The 20,534-nt window shown below is 68.5% G+C and carries 21 protein-coding genes and 1 tRNA gene; 14 read left to right on the top strand and 8 right to left on the bottom strand.

Features of this window, described 5'->3' with window-relative positions; translation table 11 throughout:
- The first annotated feature begins 12 nt into the window (after positions 1-12).
- A complete protein-coding gene (locus EV137_RS17610; RefSeq protein WP_134130022.1) occupies positions 13-3,645 on the top strand; it encodes a S8 family serine peptidase in 3,633 nt (1,210 codons plus the stop codon).
- 21 nt (positions 3,646-3,666) lie between these two features.
- On the opposite strand, the gene EV137_RS17605 is transcribed toward EV137_RS17610, so the two are convergent.
- Positions 3,667-4,644, bottom strand: a complete 978-nt coding sequence (locus EV137_RS17605) for a helix-turn-helix domain-containing protein (RefSeq protein WP_134130021.1) — start codon at positions 4,642-4,644, stop codon at positions 3,667-3,669.
- A 177-nt stretch (positions 4,645-4,821) separates the two neighbouring features.
- Between EV137_RS17605 and EV137_RS40600 the strand changes: the two genes are divergently transcribed.
- Positions 4,822-4,995 carry a hypothetical protein gene (locus tag EV137_RS40600; RefSeq protein WP_166679918.1) on the top strand — a complete coding sequence of 58 codons (174 nt, stop codon included), beginning with the start codon at positions 4,822-4,824 and terminating at the stop codon, positions 4,993-4,995.
- A gap of 20 nt (positions 4,996-5,015) precedes the next feature.
- Here the strand turns inward: EV137_RS40600 and EV137_RS17600 are convergent, their stop codons facing one another.
- From EV137_RS17600 to EV137_RS17590, 3 genes are all read right to left on the bottom strand, one after another.
- Positions 5,016-5,276, bottom strand: a complete 261-nt coding sequence (locus tag EV137_RS17600; RefSeq protein ID WP_134130020.1) for a Txe/YoeB family addiction module toxin — start codon at positions 5,274-5,276, stop codon at positions 5,016-5,018.
- Complete coding sequence (locus EV137_RS17595; RefSeq protein ID WP_238175391.1) at positions 5,273-5,587, bottom strand: type II toxin-antitoxin system Phd/YefM family antitoxin; 315 nt, start codon at positions 5,585-5,587, stop codon at positions 5,273-5,275. Before EV137_RS17595 ends, EV137_RS17600 begins: the two co-directional genes overlap by 4 nt.
- A 99-nt stretch (positions 5,588-5,686) precedes the next feature.
- Positions 5,687-5,770 (bottom strand) — tRNA-Leu (locus tag EV137_RS17590).
- Between the two features lie 169 nt (positions 5,771-5,939).
- On the opposite strand from EV137_RS17590, the gene EV137_RS17585 reads away from it, so the two are divergent.
- The 6 genes from EV137_RS17585 (at position 5,940) to pknB (ending at position 13,514) form a co-directional block, all read left to right on the top strand.
- Positions 5,940-6,782 carry an FHA domain-containing protein gene (locus tag EV137_RS17585; protein ID WP_134130019.1) on the top strand — a complete coding sequence of 281 codons (843 nt, stop codon included), beginning with the start codon at positions 5,940-5,942 and terminating at the stop codon, positions 6,780-6,782.
- A 10-nt stretch (positions 6,783-6,792) separates the two neighbouring features.
- The gene (locus EV137_RS17580) at positions 6,793-7,275 is read left to right on the top strand and encodes an FHA domain-containing protein FhaB/FipA (protein ID WP_133996753.1); all 483 of its coding nucleotides are present in this window, start codon (positions 6,793-6,795) and stop codon (positions 7,273-7,275) included.
- 10 nt (positions 7,276-7,285) lie between these two features.
- Positions 7,286-8,692: a PP2C family protein-serine/threonine phosphatase gene (locus EV137_RS17575; protein ID WP_134130018.1), complete on the top strand. Its 1,407-nt coding sequence runs from the start codon at positions 7,286-7,288 to the stop codon at positions 8,690-8,692.
- Positions 8,689-10,086, top strand: coding sequence for an FtsW/RodA/SpoVE family cell cycle protein (locus EV137_RS17570; RefSeq protein ID WP_133996746.1), 1,398 nt, complete (start codon positions 8,689-8,691; stop codon positions 10,084-10,086). Before EV137_RS17575 ends, EV137_RS17570 begins: the two co-directional genes overlap by 4 nt.
- Positions 10,083-11,537: a peptidoglycan D,D-transpeptidase FtsI family protein gene (locus tag EV137_RS17565; RefSeq protein ID WP_133996743.1), complete on the top strand. Its 1,455-nt coding sequence runs from the start codon at positions 10,083-10,085 to the stop codon at positions 11,535-11,537. Before EV137_RS17570 ends, EV137_RS17565 begins: the two co-directional genes overlap by 4 nt.
- A gap of 126 nt (positions 11,538-11,663) precedes the next feature.
- Complete coding sequence (gene pknB / locus EV137_RS17560; protein WP_133996740.1) at positions 11,664-13,514, top strand: Stk1 family PASTA domain-containing Ser/Thr kinase; 1,851 nt, start codon at positions 11,664-11,666, stop codon at positions 13,512-13,514.
- Between the two features lie 54 nt (positions 13,515-13,568).
- Here the strand turns inward: pknB and EV137_RS17555 are convergent, their stop codons facing one another.
- Positions 13,569-14,186: an aminodeoxychorismate/anthranilate synthase component II gene (locus EV137_RS17555; protein ID WP_133996737.1), complete on the bottom strand. Its 618-nt coding sequence runs from the start codon at positions 14,184-14,186 to the stop codon at positions 13,569-13,571.
- An 8-nt stretch (positions 14,187-14,194) separates the two neighbouring features.
- On the bottom strand, positions 14,195-14,965 hold the full coding sequence (locus tag EV137_RS17550; RefSeq protein WP_134130017.1) for a DUF881 domain-containing protein: 771 nt from the start codon (positions 14,963-14,965) through the stop codon (positions 14,195-14,197).
- A 102-nt stretch (positions 14,966-15,067) separates the two neighbouring features.
- Between EV137_RS17550 and EV137_RS17545 the strand changes: the two genes are divergently transcribed.
- Entirely contained in the window at positions 15,068-15,328 is a 261-nt protein-coding gene (locus EV137_RS17545; protein WP_133783707.1) for a cell division protein CrgA, read from the top strand.
- A 186-nt stretch (positions 15,329-15,514) separates the two neighbouring features.
- Here EV137_RS17545 and EV137_RS17540 read toward each other — a convergent pair whose 3' ends face one another.
- A complete protein-coding gene (locus EV137_RS17540) occupies positions 15,515-15,970 on the bottom strand; it encodes an Lrp/AsnC family transcriptional regulator (protein ID WP_238175390.1) in 456 nt (151 codons plus the stop codon).
- A 72-nt stretch (positions 15,971-16,042) separates the two neighbouring features.
- Between EV137_RS17540 and EV137_RS17535 the strand changes: the two genes are divergently transcribed.
- From EV137_RS17535 to EV137_RS17515, 5 genes are all read left to right on the top strand, one after another.
- On the top strand, positions 16,043-16,660 hold the full coding sequence (locus EV137_RS17535) for a hypothetical protein (protein ID WP_134130016.1): 618 nt from the start codon (positions 16,043-16,045) through the stop codon (positions 16,658-16,660).
- Between the two features lie 48 nt (positions 16,661-16,708).
- Positions 16,709-17,317: a hypothetical protein gene (locus tag EV137_RS17530; RefSeq protein WP_134130015.1), complete on the top strand. Its 609-nt coding sequence runs from the start codon at positions 16,709-16,711 to the stop codon at positions 17,315-17,317.
- A 117-nt stretch (positions 17,318-17,434) separates the two neighbouring features.
- Positions 17,435-17,959 (top strand): EXLDI protein, encoded by a 525-nt coding sequence (locus EV137_RS17525; RefSeq protein ID WP_133996722.1) that lies wholly within the window; start codon positions 17,435-17,437, stop codon positions 17,957-17,959.
- Between the two features lie 133 nt (positions 17,960-18,092).
- Positions 18,093-19,037 (top strand): ATP-binding cassette domain-containing protein, encoded by a 945-nt coding sequence (locus EV137_RS17520; protein ID WP_134130014.1) that lies wholly within the window; start codon positions 18,093-18,095, stop codon positions 19,035-19,037.
- Positions 19,034-19,834 carry an ABC transporter permease gene (locus tag EV137_RS17515; RefSeq protein ID WP_133996716.1) on the top strand — a complete coding sequence of 267 codons (801 nt, stop codon included), beginning with the start codon at positions 19,034-19,036 and terminating at the stop codon, positions 19,832-19,834. Before EV137_RS17520 ends, EV137_RS17515 begins: the two co-directional genes overlap by 4 nt.
- Here EV137_RS17515 and EV137_RS17510 read toward each other — a convergent pair.
- Positions 19,831-20,511 carry a pyridoxamine 5'-phosphate oxidase family protein gene (locus tag EV137_RS17510; protein ID WP_134130013.1) on the bottom strand — a complete coding sequence of 227 codons (681 nt, stop codon included), beginning with the start codon at positions 20,509-20,511 and terminating at the stop codon, positions 19,831-19,833. The two genes, EV137_RS17515 and EV137_RS17510, sit on opposite strands and share 4 nt — an antisense overlap.
- Between the last annotated feature and the right edge of the window lie 23 nt (positions 20,512-20,534).

Genomic DNA, 20,534 nt, shown 5'->3' with positions numbered 1-20,534 from the left:
AGAATTCCGCCTATGTCCTCCCCCCGACGTGCCGCCGCGCTCACCACCGCGGCGGTGCTTGCTCTCGGTGCGGCGACGGTGATCCCGTCCGCCGCTGCCACTCCCACGGGATCCACAGCGATCAAGACGTCCTCGATCACGCTGATCACCGGTGACGTCGTCGAACTGACGGATGCCGGTGCCGGCAAGAAGGCCGCCACGGTCCGCCCGGCGGCCGGCCGCGAAGGCGTCTCGTTCCACACGATCGAGGCCGACGGCGGACTCCGCGTGCTGCCGAGCGACGCCGTACCGTTCGTGTCGAGCGGCGTCCTGGACGTGGACCTGTTCGACGTCGACGAGCTGATCGCCGACGGGTACGGCACCGCCGCGAGCCTCCCGCTCATCGTCAAGGACACCCCTGGCGTCCGGTCGGCGCAGAACCTCGCCGGTACGACGACGACGCGACAGCTCCCGTCGATCGGCGGCCGCGCCCTGACCGCCGCGAAGGACCAACTGCCGGAGCTGTGGAAGTCTCTGAAGCCCGGCGTCGGCACCCGCTCGCTGAACAGCGGCGTCACCAAGATCTGGCTCGACGGCAAGGTCCGTCCGGTGCTCGACAAGAGCGTCCCGCAGATCGGTGCGCCGGACGCGTGGAAGGCCGGGTACGAGGGCTCCGGAGTCCAGGTCGCCGTGCTGGACACCGGTGTCGACGCGACGCACCCGGACCTGGACGGCAAGGTCAAGGAGAGCCAGGACTTCTCCGGCAGCCCGAGCGGCACCGAGGACCACTTCGGCCACGGCACGCACGTCGCCGCGACCATCGCCGGCACCGGCGCGGGAGCCGGCGGCACCCGGAAGGGTGTGGCGCCGAAGGCCGACCTGCTCGTTGGCAAGGTGCTCGGCGACGACGGGTACGGGTACGACTCCTGGATCATCGCCGGGATGGAGTGGGCCGCGTCCGAGGGCGCGAAGGTCGTGAACATGAGCCTCGGCGGCGAGGCCACCGACGGCACCGACCCGCTCAGCCAGGCGGTCAACGACATCACCGCGCAGACCGGCACGCTGTTCGTGGTTGCGGCCGGCAACGAGGGCCAGGACGAGACGGTCGGCACGCCGGGCGCCGCGGCGTCCGCGCTGACGGTCGGAGCCGTGGACCGCGAGGACAAGCTCGCCGACTTCTCCAGTCGCGGACCGCGGCTCGGTGACGCGGGCCTGAAGCCGGAGATCACCGCCCCCGGCGTCGGCATCATCGCGGCCCGCGCGACGGGCACGGTCATGGGCGACCCGGTCGACGAGCTCTACACGGCAGCCTCCGGTACGTCGATGGCGACGCCGCACGTCGCCGGTGCAGCGGCCCTGCTCGCGCAGCAGCACCCGGACTGGAAGGCCGACCAACTGAAGAACGCGCTGGTCAGCACCGCGAAGACCCAGCCGGAGCAGACCGTGTACGCACAGGGCGCCGGTCGGGTCGACCTGACCCGGGCCGTCGCGCAGAAGGTGACCGCCAGCGGCGTCGCGGACTTCGGCGTACAGACGGCGGAGGCGGGCACGCGGACCATCACCTACCGGAACGACTCCGGCAGCGCGGTCACGCTGAACCTGTCCGTCCAGGTGACGAACCTCGACGACAAGCAGCCGGAAACCGACGGTTTCGGTCTGCCCGCGACCGTCACGGTCCCGGCCAACGGCACCGCTGACGTACCGCTCACCCTGGACCCGGCCAAGCTCGGCCGCGGCCAGTACAGCGGCTGGATCGTTGCCACCGGCCCCGACGGCGTCGTCACGCACACCGCGGTCGGCGCGCTCCGGTCCGGCCCGAAGCACAAGGTCACGCTGCGAGCGGTCGGCCTGGACGGTCAGCCCACCGGCGTCCCGGTGATCTCGCTGTACGGGGACAACTCGCGGTCCGACGTACTGGCGTGGATCGGAGACGGCGAGACGTTCACCGCCGAGGTCGAGGAGGGCACGTACCTGCTGCACTCGCTGGTGGAGAACTACGATCCGCAGGACGAGCAGGTCAGCCTCTTCACCGACCCGAACATCGTGGTCAGCAAGGACACCGAGATCGTCATCGACGCGCGGAAGGCGGTTCCGATCAAGATCGAGACGCCGAAGCCGTCGGAGCAGCAGGCAGTGCTCAGCTACTACGTGCACCGCGAGTACGGCAACGGGCGGTCGATCAGCCACGGCGTGATGCACTTCAGCACCGTCCAGCAGGTCAACGTGACCCCGACGAAGCCGGTCAAGGACGGCAGCTTCGAGTTCTCGTCCCGCTGGCAGCTGGTCGCGCCGCTGGTCCAGGCGTCGGTCCCCGGAGTGTCCGGTCCGCTCGACATCAACCTGCTGCACCAGTCGCCGTCGTACGAGGGCAAGAGGCGGTTCCCACTGGTGTACGCCGACTCCTCGCTGCAGGGCGTCAAGGGCGCGCTGGCGGTGCTGGACTCCAGCGAGGACGGTTGGGGCAACGGCAGCGAGCAGGACCAGATCGCAGCAGCCGCGAAGGCCGGTGCCGCCGCGGTCATCCTGGTCCGGCCCGCCGACTGGTCCGCCTGGACGGTCTGGCGTCCGGTCGGCGACCGCGAGCCGATCCCCGCCATGGTGACGACGTACAAGGACGGTCAGAAGCTGATCGCCCGGGCGCGTCAGGGCCACGCGACCATCGACCTGACGATCACCACGTCCAGCCCGTACCTGTACGACGTACAGCAGGTCTCGACCGGGTTCATCCCGGCGCAGATCGTCTACAAGGTGACGGCGGCGAACAGCGCCCGCATCACCACGCGGTACGCCGACAACGGCGGGTTCAACTGGGCCAAGGAGCAGCGGTTCGGGTGGCGTCCGTGGCAGGAGTACTCGTGGAACGACTCCCAGCGGTTCGTCGAGACGCCGAAGGTCCGGGAGGAGTGGGTGACGTCGGGTGACTCGCTCTGGCAGCACCGGGTGCACCACCTGTACACGTGGGACATCATGAATCCGCTGGCCGGCGGTATGACGTCCGTACCGCGTAGCTACCGGACCGGGTCGTCGGACGAAACGTGGTTCGGTCCGGTCGTACGTCCCGCGGCTGCGCCGGACATCCAGTCCACGCGCACAGGTGACCGGCTCTCGCTCCGCATCCCGTCGTTCGTGGACGCAGCCGGGCACTACACGATCGGTGAGGCCACGAAGGACTCGGCGACACTGTCCCGCAACGGTCAGGTCGTGGCCGAGCTTCCGGACGCGTGGGAGGACGTGATCACCTCCAGCGACAACGCGGCGTACAAGCTGGACGTGTCCACCGAGCGCATCGACTCCGAAGGCGAGTGGAACTGGGGGACGCGCACGCAGACCTCCTGGGAGTTCCGCTCGGCCAAGCAGGCGGACGACAAGGCAACGCCGCTCGCACTGCAGCAGGTGGACTACAAGGTCCCGGTCGACCTGACCGGCCGGGTGAGCGCCCGGACGCACGTAGTCGGCTTCGAGTCGCCCCGGGCGACCGGACTGCAGGCCTGGTCCTCGTTCGACGAGGGCAAGACCTGGCAGCGCCTCGTGGTACTCGGTGCCGCCGGCCACTACCTGGCCGTCGTCCCCAACGCCCACGACACCGTCTCGCTCAAGGTCGCGGCAACCGGCCCGAACGGCACGAAGGTCACCCAGACGGTGATCCGCGCGTACGGCGTCAAGTAGTACGGCAGCGCACCGGCCTGGCTAGAGCCAGTCGCGTTTTGCGGCTTGGAAGGCCAGGCCGGTGCGGGTGTCCACACCGGCCAGCGCCATGAGGCGGTCGAGACGGCGCTGAACCGTACGGCGGCTGATACCCAACTGGTTGGCGATGGACTTGTCCGGTACGCCGCCTACGAGCAGGGAGAGCAGGAGCCGCTCGGCGTCGTCCAGACCCTCGTCTTCGTGCTTCTCCTCGGAGTGGAGGCGCACGGGTGTCGCCAACTCCCAGTAGCTCTCGAAGAGCGCCAGCAACGCGTCTAGAAGCTGGCCGCGGCTGATGATCGCGGCGGACGGCTCTCCGATGCTCTGCTCGTCGTCACGGACCAGAGGGCAGATCGCCGTCGACCGGTCCACGATCGCGATCCGGACCGGCAGTGTCGGCACGACCCGGGCCTCCTCGCCCCAGCTGACACCTTCGGCGATCGAGTCGAGCTCACCGGGTGTCTCGATCAGTGCGCGCTCGTAGATCGCGCGGTACCGGACGCCGCGGGACAAAGCGCCGTACTCCTCGGTGTTCTCGGCGCCCTGCATCGCCAGCGGGTTCGCGCGGCAGAACCAGAGGATCTCCTCGCGGGCCGAGTTCTGCAGGTCCCGCAGCCGCTCGCGGAGCGTGGCGGCGCCGACGATCACCTCGACCAGGTGGTGCGCGTCGCGCCGGCTGACGCTGGCCCTGAACTCCTCGCTGAGTGCGCTCACCGTCTTGCGGGCCGCCTCGAGCGACTCCTGGCGGCGCAGCAGCGTCGTACCGAAAGCGACGTCCGGCGGCAACGGCCGGAACACCGGATCGTCGGCCGCCTGCGCCGTCACCAGCCCCTTGGCCTGCAACCGCTGCAGCACTTCGTCGGCCTCCGGCTGCGTGAACTTGGCGACCTCGGCCAGGTCGGCCGCCTTGGCCGCCGACAGCCCGACGAGCAGTCGGTACGCCTGTTCTTCCCGTTCGTCCAGCAACATTCCGTCCTGCATCCGCCCCACCTCCCGGGCACCACCTAAGCAGGCATTCCAACGTGGAAGCGAGCATTTTCCATCTGGCACTCATCAGCCACGGCACGGTTGTGTCATCACGAAGCAGGCGAACTCCCGTCACCTTCCGGTCAGACACCCGCGGAACTCGCCAGCCGCCCGCCCTGGAGAAGAGAACGCATGATGAGCTTCACCGACTACGCCGGCGTCGCCGGCCTGATCGCCGCAACCGCCGTAGCAATCTGGATGCTCCGCAACCACCGCACCATCGCCCCGACCGCGCGACACCGCGGCGCGCCTACCCTGCGACTACCGCGACCGACCCGCCCGGAACGCGCTTCCTCGCGCAGGTAGTAGGTAAGCCCGCCGGATCGTCAGGGGCCGTAGTGATAGCTGCAGGCGATGATGTGGATTCCGTCGTCAGCGATCCGGTAGACGAGACGGTGCTCCGTATTGATGCGCCTCGACCAGTAACCGGCGAACTCGTGCCGTAGCGGCTCCGGCTTGCCGATGCCTTCATGGCCATTGCGGTCGATGTCCTCGATCAACTGGTTGATCCGTTTGAGGAGCTTCCGATCGTTGGCTTGCCACCACAGATAGTCCTCCCAACCGCGGTCGAGGAAGACGACCTTCACGCTGCGCCGCCCGCCGTTCCTCTGTCACCGGCGGCGTCGGGGTCGGCCAGTTCGCGCACCTTCCCGTCACCCGCCCGGTCCTGCTCGATCGCCTCGCGCAACCGCCTCGCGTTGGCCGGAGACCGCATCAGATAGTCGGTCTCCTTCAGCGATTCGTACTCCGCCAGCGTGACGACGACGACGGGCTCGTGCCCGGCGCGGGTGATCACCAACTCCTCCGCGTCGTTCTCGACCGCGTCGAGGGCCGCGGCCAGGTTCGCGCGCGTCTCGGTAAAACTCATCGTCTTCACGATGTACAGAATAACGTACATCGGCCACAGACTCGTGGAGATGAGTTCTGGATCCTCCGAAAGGACGAGAGCTGGCCGGAGAACGCAAAAGTCCCGGTCTGGTCGACCGGGACTTTGTTGTGCGCGAGGGGGGAGTTGAACCCCCACGCCCTTTCGGGCACACGGACCTGAACCGTGCGCGTCTGCCTATTCCGCCACCCGCGCGCAGCCGCCTGATACATCTCCTGGCGACGAGAAGGAACAGTAGCACGGGTTCTGCCGGTGCTTCACATTGCGGGTTCGGTCGAACCTCCCGATACGATCGATCGTCGTACCCGGTGTGTCCGCCTGACCGGTGGACATCTGTTGGCGTACCGACCGTGGAGGAGGAGGCGTGCGACCGCTACAGCGCTTCGAGCGACGCCTGGAAGGCATTGTGAGCGGTGTCTTCGCGCGCGCTTTCAAGGGTGACGTCGAGCCGATCGAACTGGCCGCCGCGCTCAAGCGTGAGATCGACAACACCGCGCGGATCCTGTCCCGGGACCGCCGGCTGGTGCCGAACCACTTCACCATCGAGCTCGGTCCGGACGACTTCGAGCGGCTGAACGCGTACGGCCGGACCCTCAACCACGAGCTCGCCAACGAGCTGCGGGACCACGCCGACATCCAGCGCTACACCTTCTCCGGGCCCATCGACATCGAGCTGGTCCAGCAGGATGATCTCCCGACCGGTAAGTTCCGGGTGGTCAGCGCCACGGTCGGGACGCCCCAGCGGCGCCCGCCCTACGAGCCCCAGCCCTATCAGCAGGAGCCCTACGTGCCGCCGAACGAGCCGGTCGTGCAGACCCCGCCGCCGCCAGCGCAGCAGTTCCAGCAGCCGCCGCCGCAGCAGGCGCCGCGCCGCGGGCACCCGCAGGTGATGCTCGAGGTGAACGGCCGCCGCCGCCCGGTGAACCCGCCCGGCGTGGTGCTCGGCCGCGGCACCGACGCCGACATCCAGATCAACGACCCGGGCGTCTCCCGGCGGCACGCCGAGATCCGCCTGATGCCGGAAGGCCCGGGCGGGATCCGGGTGGTGATGGTCGACCTCGGCTCCACCAACGGCACGCTGGTGAACGGCCGCCGGACCACCGAGGCCGAACTGGTGGACGGCTCGACGGTCCGGATCGGCAACACGACCATGACGCTGCGTCTCGCGGACGAGCCGATGGCCCAGCCGCCGAGCAGCGGGTGGTGACTGACCTTCCATGTCGGAACTGACCCTGACCCTGATCAAACTGGGGTTCCTGGCCCTGTTGTGGATGTTCGTCCTCGCGGTGCTGTCCGTGATCAGGTCCGACCTGTTCGGCGCGAAGGTGGACAGCCGGGCCGCGGCTGCCGTCGTACCGCAGAACTCCCGTACGCCGAAGCCCTCGAAGCCGGTCAAGAAGCGCAAGGGTCTGCCCGGATCGGTGACGATCGCGGACGGCCCGCAGGCCGGGGTCGGTGCCTCACTGGGTGACGAGCCGGTGATCATCGGACGCGGGTCGGACTGCCAGATCCGGCTCGACGACGACTACTCCTCCACCCGGCACGCCCGGCTGTTCCTGTCCGAGGGCCAGTGGTGGGTCGAGGACCTCGGCTCCACCAACGGCACGTACCTGGACGGCCAGCGGGTCACCCGCCCGGTCCCGGCCGAGATCGGCGGTTCGATCCGGATCGGCCGGACGACGCTGAACATCGCGAAGTAGGCCTGCCTCGATGACCCTGTCGCTCGACTACGCAACCCTCTCCGACGTCGGACGAGTACGCCGCAACAACGAGGACTCGGCGTACGCCGGTCCGCACCTGCTGCTGCTCGCCGACGGGATGGGCGGTGCGGCAGCCGGTGAGGTGGCCAGCGCGGCGGCGGTCCAGGTGATGCGGCGGCTGGACACCGCCGACATCACCGGCGAAGACATGATCGAGGCGCTGGCCGGCGCGGTGCACCGGGCCAACGAGCGCCTGTCCGAGCTGGTCGAGGAGGACCCCGAGCGCGAAGGCATGGGCTCGACGGTCACCGCGCTGATGTTCGACGGCAAGCGGCTCGGCCTGGCCCATCTGGGCGACTCCCGCGCGTACCGGCTGCGGGACGGGCAGCTGTACCAGCTGAGCCACGACCACACCTTCGTGCAGTCGCTGGTCGACGAGGGCCGGATCTCCCAGGAGGAGGCCTTCACCCACCCGCACCGGAACCTGATCCTGCGTGTCCTCGACGGCCGCCCGGACTCCGACCCCGACCTGGAGATGCTCGACGTCCAGGCCGGCGACCGGCTGATGCTGTGCAGCGACGGCCTGCCCGACTACGTGAGCGACGAGGTGATCGCGGCCTCGATGGCCTCCGGTACGCCGGACTCGGTCGTCGTCGACCTGATCACGCACGCGCTGGAGGCGGGCTCGAACGACAACGTCACCGTCCTCGTCGCGGACGTCGTCGAGACCGAGCCCGCGAGTGGCGTCCAGCCGCAACTGGTCGGTGCCGCCGCCGAGCTGGCGCAAGGCAGCACCGGGCGCGGCGAGCCGACGGTCGCGGTCCGCACTGCCGCTGGTGACGGTCACGGCGGCGGTGGTCACGGCGGTGCGCTCGACCCGGAGGAACTGCGGTATGCGCCGCGCCCGCCGAAGCGGTTCGCGTGGCTGCGGCGGATCGCCGTACTGCTCGTCGTCCTCGGCCTGATCGGCGGCGGCGGCTGGTTCGCGTACAGCTGGACCCAGAAGCAGTACTACGTCGGCACCGACGGCGACTACGTGGCGATCTTCAAGGGCGTCGAGGCGGATCTCCCCGGCTTGACACTGTCGAAGGTGTACGAGCGGCAGGCGCTGCAGGTCGACAAGCTCCCGACGTACAGCCGTCAGCAGGTCGAGGCCAACATCCAGGCGGACAACCTGGCCGGCGCCCGCTCGATCGTCGCAGAGCTGCAGCACACCGCTGCCGAGTGCGCCGCCAGGGTGAAGCCGACCCCGTCCCCGACGCCGAAGCCGTCGACCCCGCCCGTCTCGAAGCCCGCGGTCTCGACACCTCCGGTCTCGAAGCCTCCGGTTTCCTCGCCGCCCGCGTCGACGGCCCCGACCGGTACGACGTCGCCGAGCACGCCGGTCGACCCCGACGACTGCGACGGGGTCCGATGAGCATCGCATCAACTTCGGTCATCCAGATCATCCCGCGGACCCGGCGTGGGGTGGAGTTGCTGCTGCTCGTGATCGCGATCGCGGTCTCGGTCGGCGCCTACGTGAACATCGGCATCACCGTGCAGAACGCCGTACCGGCCAGCACCGGGTACTACGCGGCCGGGATCGGGCTGCTCGCCCTGATCGCCCACCTCGCGCTCCGCTACCGGGCGCCGTACGCCGACCCGGTGCTACTGCCCTGCGCCGTGCTGCTGAACGGCCTCGGCGTCGCGATGATCCACCGGATCGACCTCGGCCTGGCCATCGTCGCCGAGGCGAAGGGAAAGGTCCCGAAGGCGCCCGCTGCGCCGCAGCAGATCACCTGGACCGCGGTCGGCATCGTGTTGTTCCTGGTCGTCATCCTCGTGATCAGAGATCACCGTCGGTTGCAGGCGCTCACCTACACCGCCGGCCTGGTCGGTCTGCTGCTGCTCGTGCTGCCGCTGATCCCCGGCCTCGGCGTGAACCTCAACGGCGCCCGGATCTGGATCCGGCTCGCCGGCATGTCCTTCCAGCCCGGTGAGTTCGCCAAGATCTGTCTGGTCGTGTTCTTCGCCGGCTACCTGGTGGTGAAACGCGACGTCCTGACGCTGGCCGGGCACCGCTTCCTCGGGCTCGACCTGCCGCGGGCCCGCGACCTCGGCCCGATCGGGATCGCCTGGGCGGTCAGCCTCGGCGTCCTGGTGTTCGAGAGCGACCTCGGCTCGTCGCTGCTGTTCTTCGGCCTGTTCCTGTTCCTGCTGTACGTGTCGACCGAGCGGGCCGGCTGGCTGATCATCGGCGGCCTGCTGTTCGTCGGCGGCGCGTACTTCGCGTACATGACGTTCGGCCACGTGCACCGCCGCGTCACCGACTGGCTGAACCCGTGGGCGATCGACGGCGGCCAGGTGAAGCTCGGGCTGATGGGTCAGGCCTGGGGCGGCATCCTCGGCCGCGGTCTCGGCCAGGGCCACCCGGAGGCCACTCTGTACGCCAACAGCGACATGATCATCTCGTCGTTCGCCGAGGAGCTCGGGCTGACCGGGCTGATCGCGATCCTGCTGGTCTACACCCTCATCATCGAGCGCGGCCTGCGGACCGCGCTCGGCTGCCGGGACATCTTCGGCAAGCTGATCGCGACCGGTCTGGCGATGTCGTTCGCGCTGCAGGTGTTCGTGATCGTCGGCGGCGTCACCGGGCTGATCCCGCTGACCGGTCTGGCCACCCCGTTCATGGCGCTCGGCGGTACGTCGCTGGTCGCCAACTGGGCAATCATCGCGCTGCTGCTGCGGATCAGCGACCAGGCCCGACGGCCGCAGACCCCGGCCGCCCCGGTTTCCGACGAAACGATCGCGATGGCGGTGCAGAAGGCATGAACTCAGCGATCCGGCGACTGGCCGTGGCGGCGATCATCCTGATGCTCGCGCTGATGGCGAACTCGACGTACCTGCAGGCTTTCCGGGCGAACGAGATCAACGGCCGTAACGACAACAACCGGGTCCGCGACTCGCAGTTCTCGGTCAACCGCGGCCCGATCCTGATCGGCAGTACGCCGGTCGCGCAGAGCAAGCCGTCCGGAGACCGGTTCAAGTACCAGCGGACGTACGCGGGAGGCCAGGTCTACGCGCCCGTGACCGGGTTCTACTCGTACCTGTTCGGTCGCGGCGGTATCGAGCTGACGATGAACGCCGAGCTGAACGGCTCGGACCCCTCGATGGCGTTCCGCCGGATCATCGACGTGATCAGCAACCGCCCGCAGCAAGGCGGCAGCGTGACCCTGACCCTGAACGCCGCGGCCCAGCAGGCGGCGTACAACGGCCTGGCCGGGAAGACCGGTGCGGTGGTCGCGATCGAGCCGAAGACCGGGCGGATCCTGGCGATGGCCAGCCGGCCGTCGTACGACCCGAACCTGCTCGCCTCGCACGACACCGAGAAGGTCGGCTCGGCCTGGAAGAACCTGAACGCCGACAAGGACAAGCCGCTGTCGAACCGCGCGGTGCAGGAGCTGTACCCGCCCGGGTCGACCTTCAAGCTGGTCACCGCGGCGGCCGCGCTGTCCAGCGGCAAGTACACGCCGGAGAGCAAGGTGAACTCGCCGGCCGAGCTGCCGCTCCCGCAGACCACGGTCCCGCTGGTCAACGAGGACGGCAAGAACTGCGGCGGCAGCAACAGCGCGACGCTGACGATCGCGCTGCGCTACTCCTGCAACACCGCGTTCGGCACCGTCGGCATGGCCCTCGGCGCGGACGCGCTCAACGAGCAGGCCGCGAAGTTCGGCTTCGGCGCCCGGCCGCTGACCGAGCTGCCGAGCGTGGCCACCAGCCAGTTCCCCGGCGACCCGAACGAACCGCAGACCGCGCAGTCCGCGATCGGCCAGTTCGACGTCCGCGCCACCCCGCTGCAGATGGCGATGGTGGCGGCCGGGATCGCGAACAAGGGCGAGGTGATGAAGCCGTACCTGGTCCAGAACGTGAAGACCCCGGACCTGAAGACGGTCTCGGAGACCAAGCCGGAGTCGCTGCACCAGGCGGTCACCCCGCAGGTCGCGGCCCAGCTGACCGCGATGATGGTCGACGTCGTCAACAACGGCACCGGCAAGCCGGGACGGATCGACGGAGTCCAGGTGGCCGGCAAGACAGGTACGGCGCAGACCTCGAAGGACCGCCCGCCGTTCGCGTGGTTCACCGCGTTCGCGCCGGCCAACGACCCGAAGGTGGCCGTGGCGGTCTTGATCGAGGACGCGAACATCGCGCGCAACGACATCGCGGGCGGCACCTTGGCGGCTCCGATCGCCAAGAAGGTGATGGAGGCGGTGCTGGGCCAATGAGCATCCGATGAGCACCATACGGAATGATGCGATGACAGCGCGTCTTTCCAACGGGGATCCGCGTGTGGCGGCCGCTACCGTGGGCAAGTTGACTGATTTACCGCAGACAGGTTGGAAGGCTGAGTCATGACATCGCAGGCACGTCTCGTCGGCGGCCGGTACGAAGAAGGCGAACCGCTCGGCCGCGGCGGCATGGCGGAGGTCCGCAAGGGCCTCGACAACCGGCTCGGCCGGAGCGTCGCGATCAAGCGGCTGCGCGTCGACCTCGCGAGTGACGCCACCTTCCAGGCGCGGTTCCGGCGCGAGGCCCAGTCGGCCGCGTCACTGAACCACCCGACGATCGTGTCGGTGTACGACACCGGCGAGGAGCCGGACCCGAACGGCTCCGGCGTCACCATTCCGTACATCGTGATGGAGCTGGTGACCGGCAAGACGCTGCGGGACCTGATCCGCGAGGGCCGCAAGATCATGCCGGAGCGGGCGCTGGAGATCACCTCCGGTGTGCTCGAGGCGCTCGACTACAGCCACCGGGCCGGCATCGTGCACCGCGACATCAAGCCCGGGAACGTGATGCTGACCCCGCAGGGCCAGGTCAAGGTGATGGACTTCGGTATCGCCCGTGCGGTCGCCGACACGTCCTCCACGATGACCCAGACCGCGGCCGTGATCGGCACCGCGCAGTACCTGTCCCCGGAGCAGGCCCGCGGCGAGACCGTGGACGCCCGCTCCGACCTGTACTCGACCGGCTGCCTGCTGTACGAACTGCTCACCGGCCGCCCGCCGTTCGTCGGTGAGTCGCCGGTGTCGGTGGCCTACCAGCACGTCCGTGAACAGCCGCTGCCGCCGTCCTCGTTCGACCCGGACATCCCGCCGGAGGTCGACGCGGTCGTCCTGAAGGCGCTGGCGAAGAGCCGCGAGGAGCGGTACCAGAGCGCGTCCGAGATGCGCGCCGACATCCACCGGGTGCTGGCCGGCCAGCAGGTGACCGCGCCGATGGCGGCAGTCGCCGAGACCCGGTCGATGGCGCCGACCGCGGTGGCGGCGGCCGCGACCCAGCAGTACCAGCAGACCTCGGCGAACGACCTGCTCCCGCCCGGCGGCGACGACCTGGACGAGGCGCAGGACGCCCGGTCCCGCCGCAACCGCGGCCTGGCCTACTTCCTGCTCGGCCTCGCGATCGTCGCGGTCGCGGTCGGCGCGTACGCGCTGTTCTCGAACATGAACAAGGACAACAACGCCGGCGGCGGCGGGACGACTGCCACCCCGGTGGCGAAGGTTGCCGTGCCGGACGTCAGCGGCAAGTCGGTCGCCGACGCGACCGCGTTGCTCGCCGACAAGGGCCTGAAGTTCGCGCAGGGACCGTCCGAAACCAGCGACACGGTCGGTCGCGGCTCCGCGATCCGGCAGACCCCGCCGGCGGGGACCGAGGCCGAGCAGGGCTCGACGGTCACCGTGGTGTTCTCGTCCGGGCGAAGTGCGTTCCCGGTGCCGGATGTGATCGGCAAGTCGGAGTCCGCGGCCCGCAAGGCGCTCGAAGGCACGTCCGCGAACTTCAAGGTCAAGGACAAGACGATCGAGCAGGACAGCGACCAGAAGAAGGGCATCGTGCTCGCGGTCAGCCCGGACCCGACCGGGAAGTATCCGTCAGGTCAGGAGTTCACGCTGACCGTCTCCACCGGCAAGACCGACGTCGACGTACCGAATGTGGTCACTCAGACGTTCGACGACGCGAAGCTGACGCTGGAGCAGGCCGGCTTCCGGGTCGGGCAGACGTTCGGCAACGACCAGAACCAGGCAGAGGGGACCGTCCTCAAGCAGTCCGTGAAGGCCGGCAGCAAGGCGGCGAAGGGCACGCTGATCACGCTGACGGTGAACAAACTGCAGGAAGAGACGCCACCGCCGAGCACTCCGACCGAGTCGGAGACACCACCGCCGTCGACACCGACGAGCCCCGCCATCACGATCCCTGGCGGCTGAGACGACAGAACCCCCGGAGCGCGTCGCGCTCCGGGGGTTCTTCAGTTCTACGGACTAACTGACGACCGGGGCCAGGCCGGCGGAGCGGGCGACCGCGTCCGGGTCGCCGCAGATCTCGAGCCAGTTGGCGAGCATCCGGTGGCCGCCCTCGGTCAGCACCGACTCCGGGTGGAACTGCACGCCCTCGACCGCGAAGTCACGGTGCCGGGCCGCCATGATCACGCCGGCCTCGGTCCGCGCGGTCACCTGCAGCTCGTCCGGCACGCTGTCCTGCGCGATCGCCAGCGAGTGGTACCGGGTCGCGGTGAACGGCGACGGGAGCCCGGACAGTACGCCGGCGCCGTCGTGGAACACCTGGCTGGTCTTGCCGTGCAGCAACTCGTCCGCGCGGCCGACGACCCCGCCGTACGCGACGCCGATCGCCTGCAGGCCGAGGCACACACCGAAGATCGGGACCTCGCGGCCCTTCTCCTTCACGATGTCGACGCAGGCGCCGGCCTCTTCCGGCGTACCGGGACCGGGGGAGAGCAGCACGCCGTCGTACTCACCGGCCTGCTCAGGGGTGACCTCGTCGTTGCGCAGCACGGTGGTGTCGGCCTGCAGTTGCTGCAGGTACTGCACCAGGTTGTAGACGAAGGAGTCGTAGTTGTCGACGACAAGGATCCGCGGCATGCGGTCCATTATCGCCCGCTGGCGGTCGGGCTTGTCGAGGGAGTCCGCGGGAACCCGGGGACCGTCGCGCTCTGCAGATCCAGGGTGCCCTCGTACGCCGGCATCGAGATCGACGACTCGTTCTTCACGTCGTACCCGAGCTGGAACTTCACGACGTAGTCCTGCAGGTTCTCGATGTACTGCGAGTCGTCGAGCGCCTTCTGCAACTTCCGCCGGTCCCCGATCGCGGTGATCTTGTACGGCGGGAGGTACGGGACGCCGTGCAGTACGACGGAGTTGCCGACGCACTTGATCCCGGTGGTGGAGATGACCCGGTGGTTCTGGATCGAGATCGCGTCCGCGCCGCCGGCCCAGAGCGCGTTCACCACCGCCTGGATGTCCTGCTGGTGGATCACCAGCCAGTCGGCGTCGACGTCCGGGTTGTCCTTGACGACCTGGGACGGCGCGTCCTTGAGCGTCACGGTCAGCCCCGGCCCGGTGACCGGCGTGGTGCCGACGGCGTCGGACAGGTCCTTGAGCTGCTTGGCCAGCGCGGGGTCGATCGAGCCCTGCTGCTCCTGGAGCTTCTCGATGTCCTGGGTCAGGGCCGCGTGCTGCCGGACCAGGCTGGCGCTGCGCCGGCTCTGTTCCTCCACGAGGCCCGCGAGCGTAGTGTTACGGCTGGGCCGGAGGTCGGTGCCCCGGGCGTTGGTCGCGCTGGTCGCGAACAGCAGACCGGCGCACAGCAGCGCCAGCGGCGCGACCGCACGCCACAGCGAAATCCGCCTCAACCTACGCACCCGTGATCTCCATATTGCTCTCTGCACTACGCTAACCCGGACCGGACCCCTACCAGGTCCTCGCGGTCAGCTTATGCGTCCGTCCTTACAAGGAGTTCAGTCGTGCCCGAGTCGAGCAGTCGCCCCAAGAAGAAGACCGAGAAGGTCAAGGCCGAGAAGACCCCGAAGAAGCCGCGTACCACCAGTCGCGTGTGGGTCGCGCCGCTGATGCTGGCGTGCTGGCTGCTCGGACTCGCCTGGCTGGTCGTCTTCTACGTGGCCGGCCAGGACATCCCGGTGATGAAGGACCTCAACAACTGGAACCTGCTGATCGGCATGGGCCTGATCGCGGTCGGCTTCGTCGTCTCCACCCAGTGGGTCTGACCAGGCCACCCACCTGTGCGTCACATGAGGTGGAGTGCCGGAGTTATCCACACCGGTATCCCCAGTTGTGCACACCGATTCGTTGGAGTTATCCCCAGGTTCAGTGATGGTTCTCCACTGAATGTGGTCAAAACTGGCTCAAATCTGTGGATAACTCAGGTTTGAGCCGACGAGTTTCCACACCGTTCACGTCGGCAGCGGCCGGTTGTCCACGACCTTCTTCATCACGATGGTGGACGTCAGCCGCTGCACCCCCGGCAGTCGCGCCAGCCGCTCGTCGCGCAGTTTCTGGAACGCGGCGATGTCCGCGGTCACGACCCTGACGAAGTAGTCCGGCTCCCCGAACAGCCGCTCGGCCTGCACCACCTCGGCAATCTCGGCCAGCCCGGCCTCGAACCCGGCGACCGATTCCTCCCGGTCCATCGTCACCGCCAGCAGCACCTCGAACCCGTGCCCGACGGCCGCTCCGTCGACGACCGCGCGGTATCCGCGGATCACCCCGGCCCGCTCGAGCTCCCGCAACCGCCGATGACACGGCGCGGCACTCAACCCGACCCGCTGCGCAAGTTCGGTGACGGTCAGCCGGCCGTCTTCCTGGAGCACGGCAAGGATATTGCGATCAATGGCATCCACGGCAAACATCTTATTCCTCAGAGCCGTTGACTGGCATGAATTCGCACGAATCTGTCGATGATTCGGCAGTAATCTTGCGCCATGCTCGACCTCCTGCCCGTCATCGCCGCCGCGTTCGGCATCCCGCAGTACCTTCCGCAGCTCCTCAAGCTGCGCCGGACCGGCGACACGGCCGGCGTCTCCTGGTCCTGGGCGACGCTGACGAGCATCAACAACGCGGCGTGGTTCGGCTACTTCATGGCCTCGGGCTACTGGACCGCGAGCCTGCCCTCCACCGCGGCGGCGTCGCTCGCCGGCACCCTCTCGGTGATGCTGGTACGCCGTGGTGCGCTGAACGCACGCGCCGTCGGGTGGATCGCGGGCTGGGCGGCGCTGCTCGTGGTCGGCGCGATGGTTGGCGGCCGCATCGGACTGGGCACCCTGCTCGCCGCAGCCTCGATCGTCCAGGTGACGCCTTCGCTGTGGACGGCGTACCGGACCGCGCACTCGACCGGGATCTCGGCGGGCACCTGGGCATTGGTCCTCGGCGAGCTGTCCTGCTGGCTCGTGTTCGGCCTGCGGAACGCCGACGTACGCCTGACCGCCCTCGGCGCAACCGGTGTGCTCGCGAGTCTGCTGATGCTCGCCCGAGCTCGGGCTACGAATCGTCGGCGAGTTGTCACGGGTGACGCCGTCGACGCCGGGAACGGGCGGGCGTAACGTCGAAATCGCCAGTGAACGATCCGCGAGACCAGGGAGGGCTCTCAGATGTTCGTTCAGGTCATTCAGGGGCAGGTCACCGATGCCGAGCAGGCTCACACGGCGATGGATCGGTGGATGGAAGAACTGGCGCCCGGGGCGTCCGGCTGGCTGGGGACCACCGCCGGTGTCACCGCGGACGGCAAGTTCATCGCGCTGGCTCGTTTCGACTCCGCCGACGCCGCGCGGCGGAACAGCGAGAGCCCGGCACAGGACAAGTGGTGGCACGAGTTCTCGTCGCTGCTCAGCGACGGAGCCACCTTCCACGACACGGAGGACGTGGTGATCGACACCCACGGCGACCCGGACGCCGCCGGATTCGTCCAGGTGATGCAGGGCGCCGGCAGCAACCCGGAGCGCGCGCGGGAACTGATGGGTCAGCACCGCGACGAATGGGCCGAGTTCCGGCCCGAGATCCTCGGGAGTGAGGTCGCCATGTACGACGACGGCGACTACACGATGGCGATGTACTTCACCTCCGAGGCCGAGGCCCGCGAAGGCGAGCAGAAAGAGGTGCCATCGGAACTCAAGGCGGAAATGGACGAGATGAACAGTCTCTCCTCCGGTCCGCCGACGTTCTACGACATCGAGCACCCCTGGCTGTACTCACCCAAGTAGACAGCCACCCGAGGCGGCCGCGACGGATCCCGTCGCGGCCGCCTCCTTCTACGTAGGGATATACGTAGACATGTGCGCACCTGTGTGCGTATAGTTCTACGTAGGAGGAGACAAGCGATGCCGAACAAGACGATCTACGTGTCCGACGACGACCTGCCGCTGTACAAGCGGGCCGGGGAGCTGGCCGGGAACCTGTCCTCGGCGATCTCGATCGCACTGCGCAAGTACGTCGAGATGGAGGAGGGCCGGTTCGAGGGGTACGAGGAGATCACCGTGCGGGTGGGCCGGGGCACCGGCCGCAAGCAACGGTTCTCCGGCGTACTGCTCGCTGAAGGCGGCCGGTCGAGCAGTACCGGGTACGAGGCCTTCAAGGTCTACCGCAGCCGGACCGGCAAGTTCGTCCTGCACGCGGACCGCCGCAGCCAGTTCAAGCAGAACGCCGACGACGAGCGCTTCCTCACCGGGTGGCGTTCCTGGGTCGGCAACTGGAGCACCGACCAGTCCTGGAGCATGGCGCAGGGCGAGGCCACCCTGCATGTCGTGGACACGGTCGACGAGCTCCGTGAACTGATCCCCGAGGACCTCTATCAACTCGTCGAGGAGGCCGCCGATCAGCCGGCGGTCGAGGATCTCGACATCTAACTGAACCCACACCACCACCGGACGCCGACTGCCGGCCGTCCGGCCGGTGAGGCACGCCCAAATCCTCCTCCAGCAGACCCGTCAACCACCCCCGGGTCAGGAACACCTGCCCGAAATCACCCAAGGATCCCTCATGTCAGCAGCGATCGACGTCCGTGGACTGCGCAAGTCCTACGGCGAGAAACTCGTGCTCGACGGCATCGACCTGAACGTTGCCGAAGGCACCATCTTTTCCCTGCTCGGCCCGAACGGCGCCGGCAAGACCACCGCGGTGCAGATCCTGTCCACCCTGGTCGCCGCCGACGCCGGCGAGATCAGGGTGGCCGGCCACGACCTGCACCAGTCGCCCGAAGCGGTCCGTGCCGCGATCGGCGTCACCGGTCAGTTCTCCGCGGTCGACGGCCTGATGACCGGGCGCGAGAACCTCATCCTGATGGCCGATCTGCACCACCTCGGCAAGCAGGAGGCCCGCCGCCGGGCGGACGAGCTGCTCGAACAGTTCGACCTGGCCGATGCCGGCAAGAAGCTCGCGTCGACGTACTCCGGCGGCATGAAGCGCCGGCTCGACCTGGCCATGACGCTGGTCGGCCGCCCGCAGATCATCTTCCTGGACGAGCCGACGACCGGTCTCGACCCACGCAGCCGGCACCGCATGTGGACGTTGATCCGCGAACTGGTCGCCGGCGGCGTCACGGTCCTGCTCACCACGCAGTACCTGGAGGAGGCCGATCAGCTCGCAGACCGGATCGCCGTCCTCGACCACGGGCGACTGGTCGCCCAAGGTACGGCGGAAGAACTCAAGCGACTCGCGCCGGGCGGGCACATCCGCTTGCGCTTCACGTCGCCGGAGGAGTTCACGCTCGCCGGTCAGGTGCTGCCGACCGCCGTACCGAATCCCGAAGCGCTGGTTCTGCAGGTGCCGAACGACGGCAGCGTGCACGCGCTGCGCGACCTGCTGGCCCGGATCGACGACGCCTCGCTCGAGGTCGACGAACTGACTGTCCACACCCCTGACCTGGACGACGTGTTCTTCGCCGTCACCGGTCAGCCCAGGTCCGAAGAGGTGACCGCACGATGAGCACTACCGCAACCGTCCGCCCGATGGCCGACATCGGCACCATGCTGCGCCGCAACCTGCGGCACGCCCAGCGGTACCCGGGCCTGTCGCTCGGCGCCCTCGGGATGCCGGTGATCATGATCCTGCTGTTCGGTCTGGTCTTCGGCGACACGTTCTCGGCCGGGCTCGGCGGGGGCGCAAACGGCTTCGACTACATCGACTTCCTGACCCCGGGCATCCTGCTGATGTCGATCGCGTCCGGGACGATGTCGCCCGCGGTCGCCGTCTGCATGGACATGTCCGAGGGCATCGTGGCCAGGTTCCGGACGATGGCGATCTTCCGGCCGGCCGTGCTGACCGGGCACGTGCTGGGCAACGTGCTCGTGACGATCGTCAGCCTGGCCCTGGTGGTCGGCTTCGCGATCCTGATCGGGTTCCGGCCGAACGCGTCGGTCGGGGACTGGCTGCTGGCGGCGGTGCTGCTGATCGGGTTGACCATCGGTCTGACCTGGTTCGCGATCGCGCTGGGGCTGACCAGTAAGACGCCGGAAGGCGCGAGCAACGTCGTACTGCCGATCAGCCTGTTGCTGCCGTTCCTCAGCAACACCTTCATCCCGCTGGAGGCGATGCCGAGCGGCATCCGCTGGTTCGCCGAGTACCAGCCGTTCACCCCGATCATCGACAGCCTGCGCCATTTGCTGCTGGGGACGCCGATGGACTCCAGCAGCGGCTGGCTCGCCGCCGCCTGGTGCGTGGCGATCGCGGTGGTCGGGTACTTCTGGGCCCAGTCCAGCTACAACAAGGGGACCGTGGCCTAGGAGGGTGCGCCCAGGACGTTCGCCCGGCTGCGGATGTGGGCGGGGACCAGCAGGTCGCAGTCGGGGTTGTTCTCCGGTGCGCCGGCGACGACTTGGAGGGGGATCACGCCTGTCCAGTAGGGCAGGTCGAGGTCCTCCTCGTCGTCGTTGGCGGGTCCGGAGCGGGTCTTCACCGAGGCCTCGGTGAGGGAGAGCGCCAGCACCGAGGTCTTCGCCAGCTCCTTGCGGTTCGGTGGGCGGACGGCGGTCGACCGGCCGGGGACGAGGTGGTCGACGATCCGGTTGAGAGCGTGCAGTTTCTCGTCCGGGTCGGTGACCAGCCGCGGTACGCCGAAGATCACCGCGGACCGGTAGTTCACCGAGTGGTGGAACGCGGACCGGGCCAGCACCAGACCGTCGGTGTGCGTGACGGTGACGCACACGGTCTGCTGCGGAGCCGCGACCACGCTCCGGGCCGCGACCGAGCCGTGCAGGTACAGCTCCCCGTCCGGTCCGCGGTCCAGGTCCACGCCGTACGCCGTCGGCAGCACGAGCGGATCGCCGTCGACCACTACGCCGAGGTGGCAGAACATGCCGTCGAGCAGTACGTCGTACAGCACCTGCCGCTCGGTGGCGGCACGTTCCTTCGAGCGACGCAACGAGGTCCGGGCGGTCGGCTGCAACGGCGTAGTGGTCATGTAACTAGGTTCGACTCTGAGTG

The sequence above is a fragment of the Kribbella pratensis genome (assembly GCF_004366075.1).
GTDB classification, from domain to species: Bacteria; Actinomycetota; Actinomycetes; order Propionibacteriales; family Kribbellaceae; genus Kribbella; species Kribbella pratensis.
This window is presented reverse-complemented; position numbering and strand designations above follow the sequence as displayed.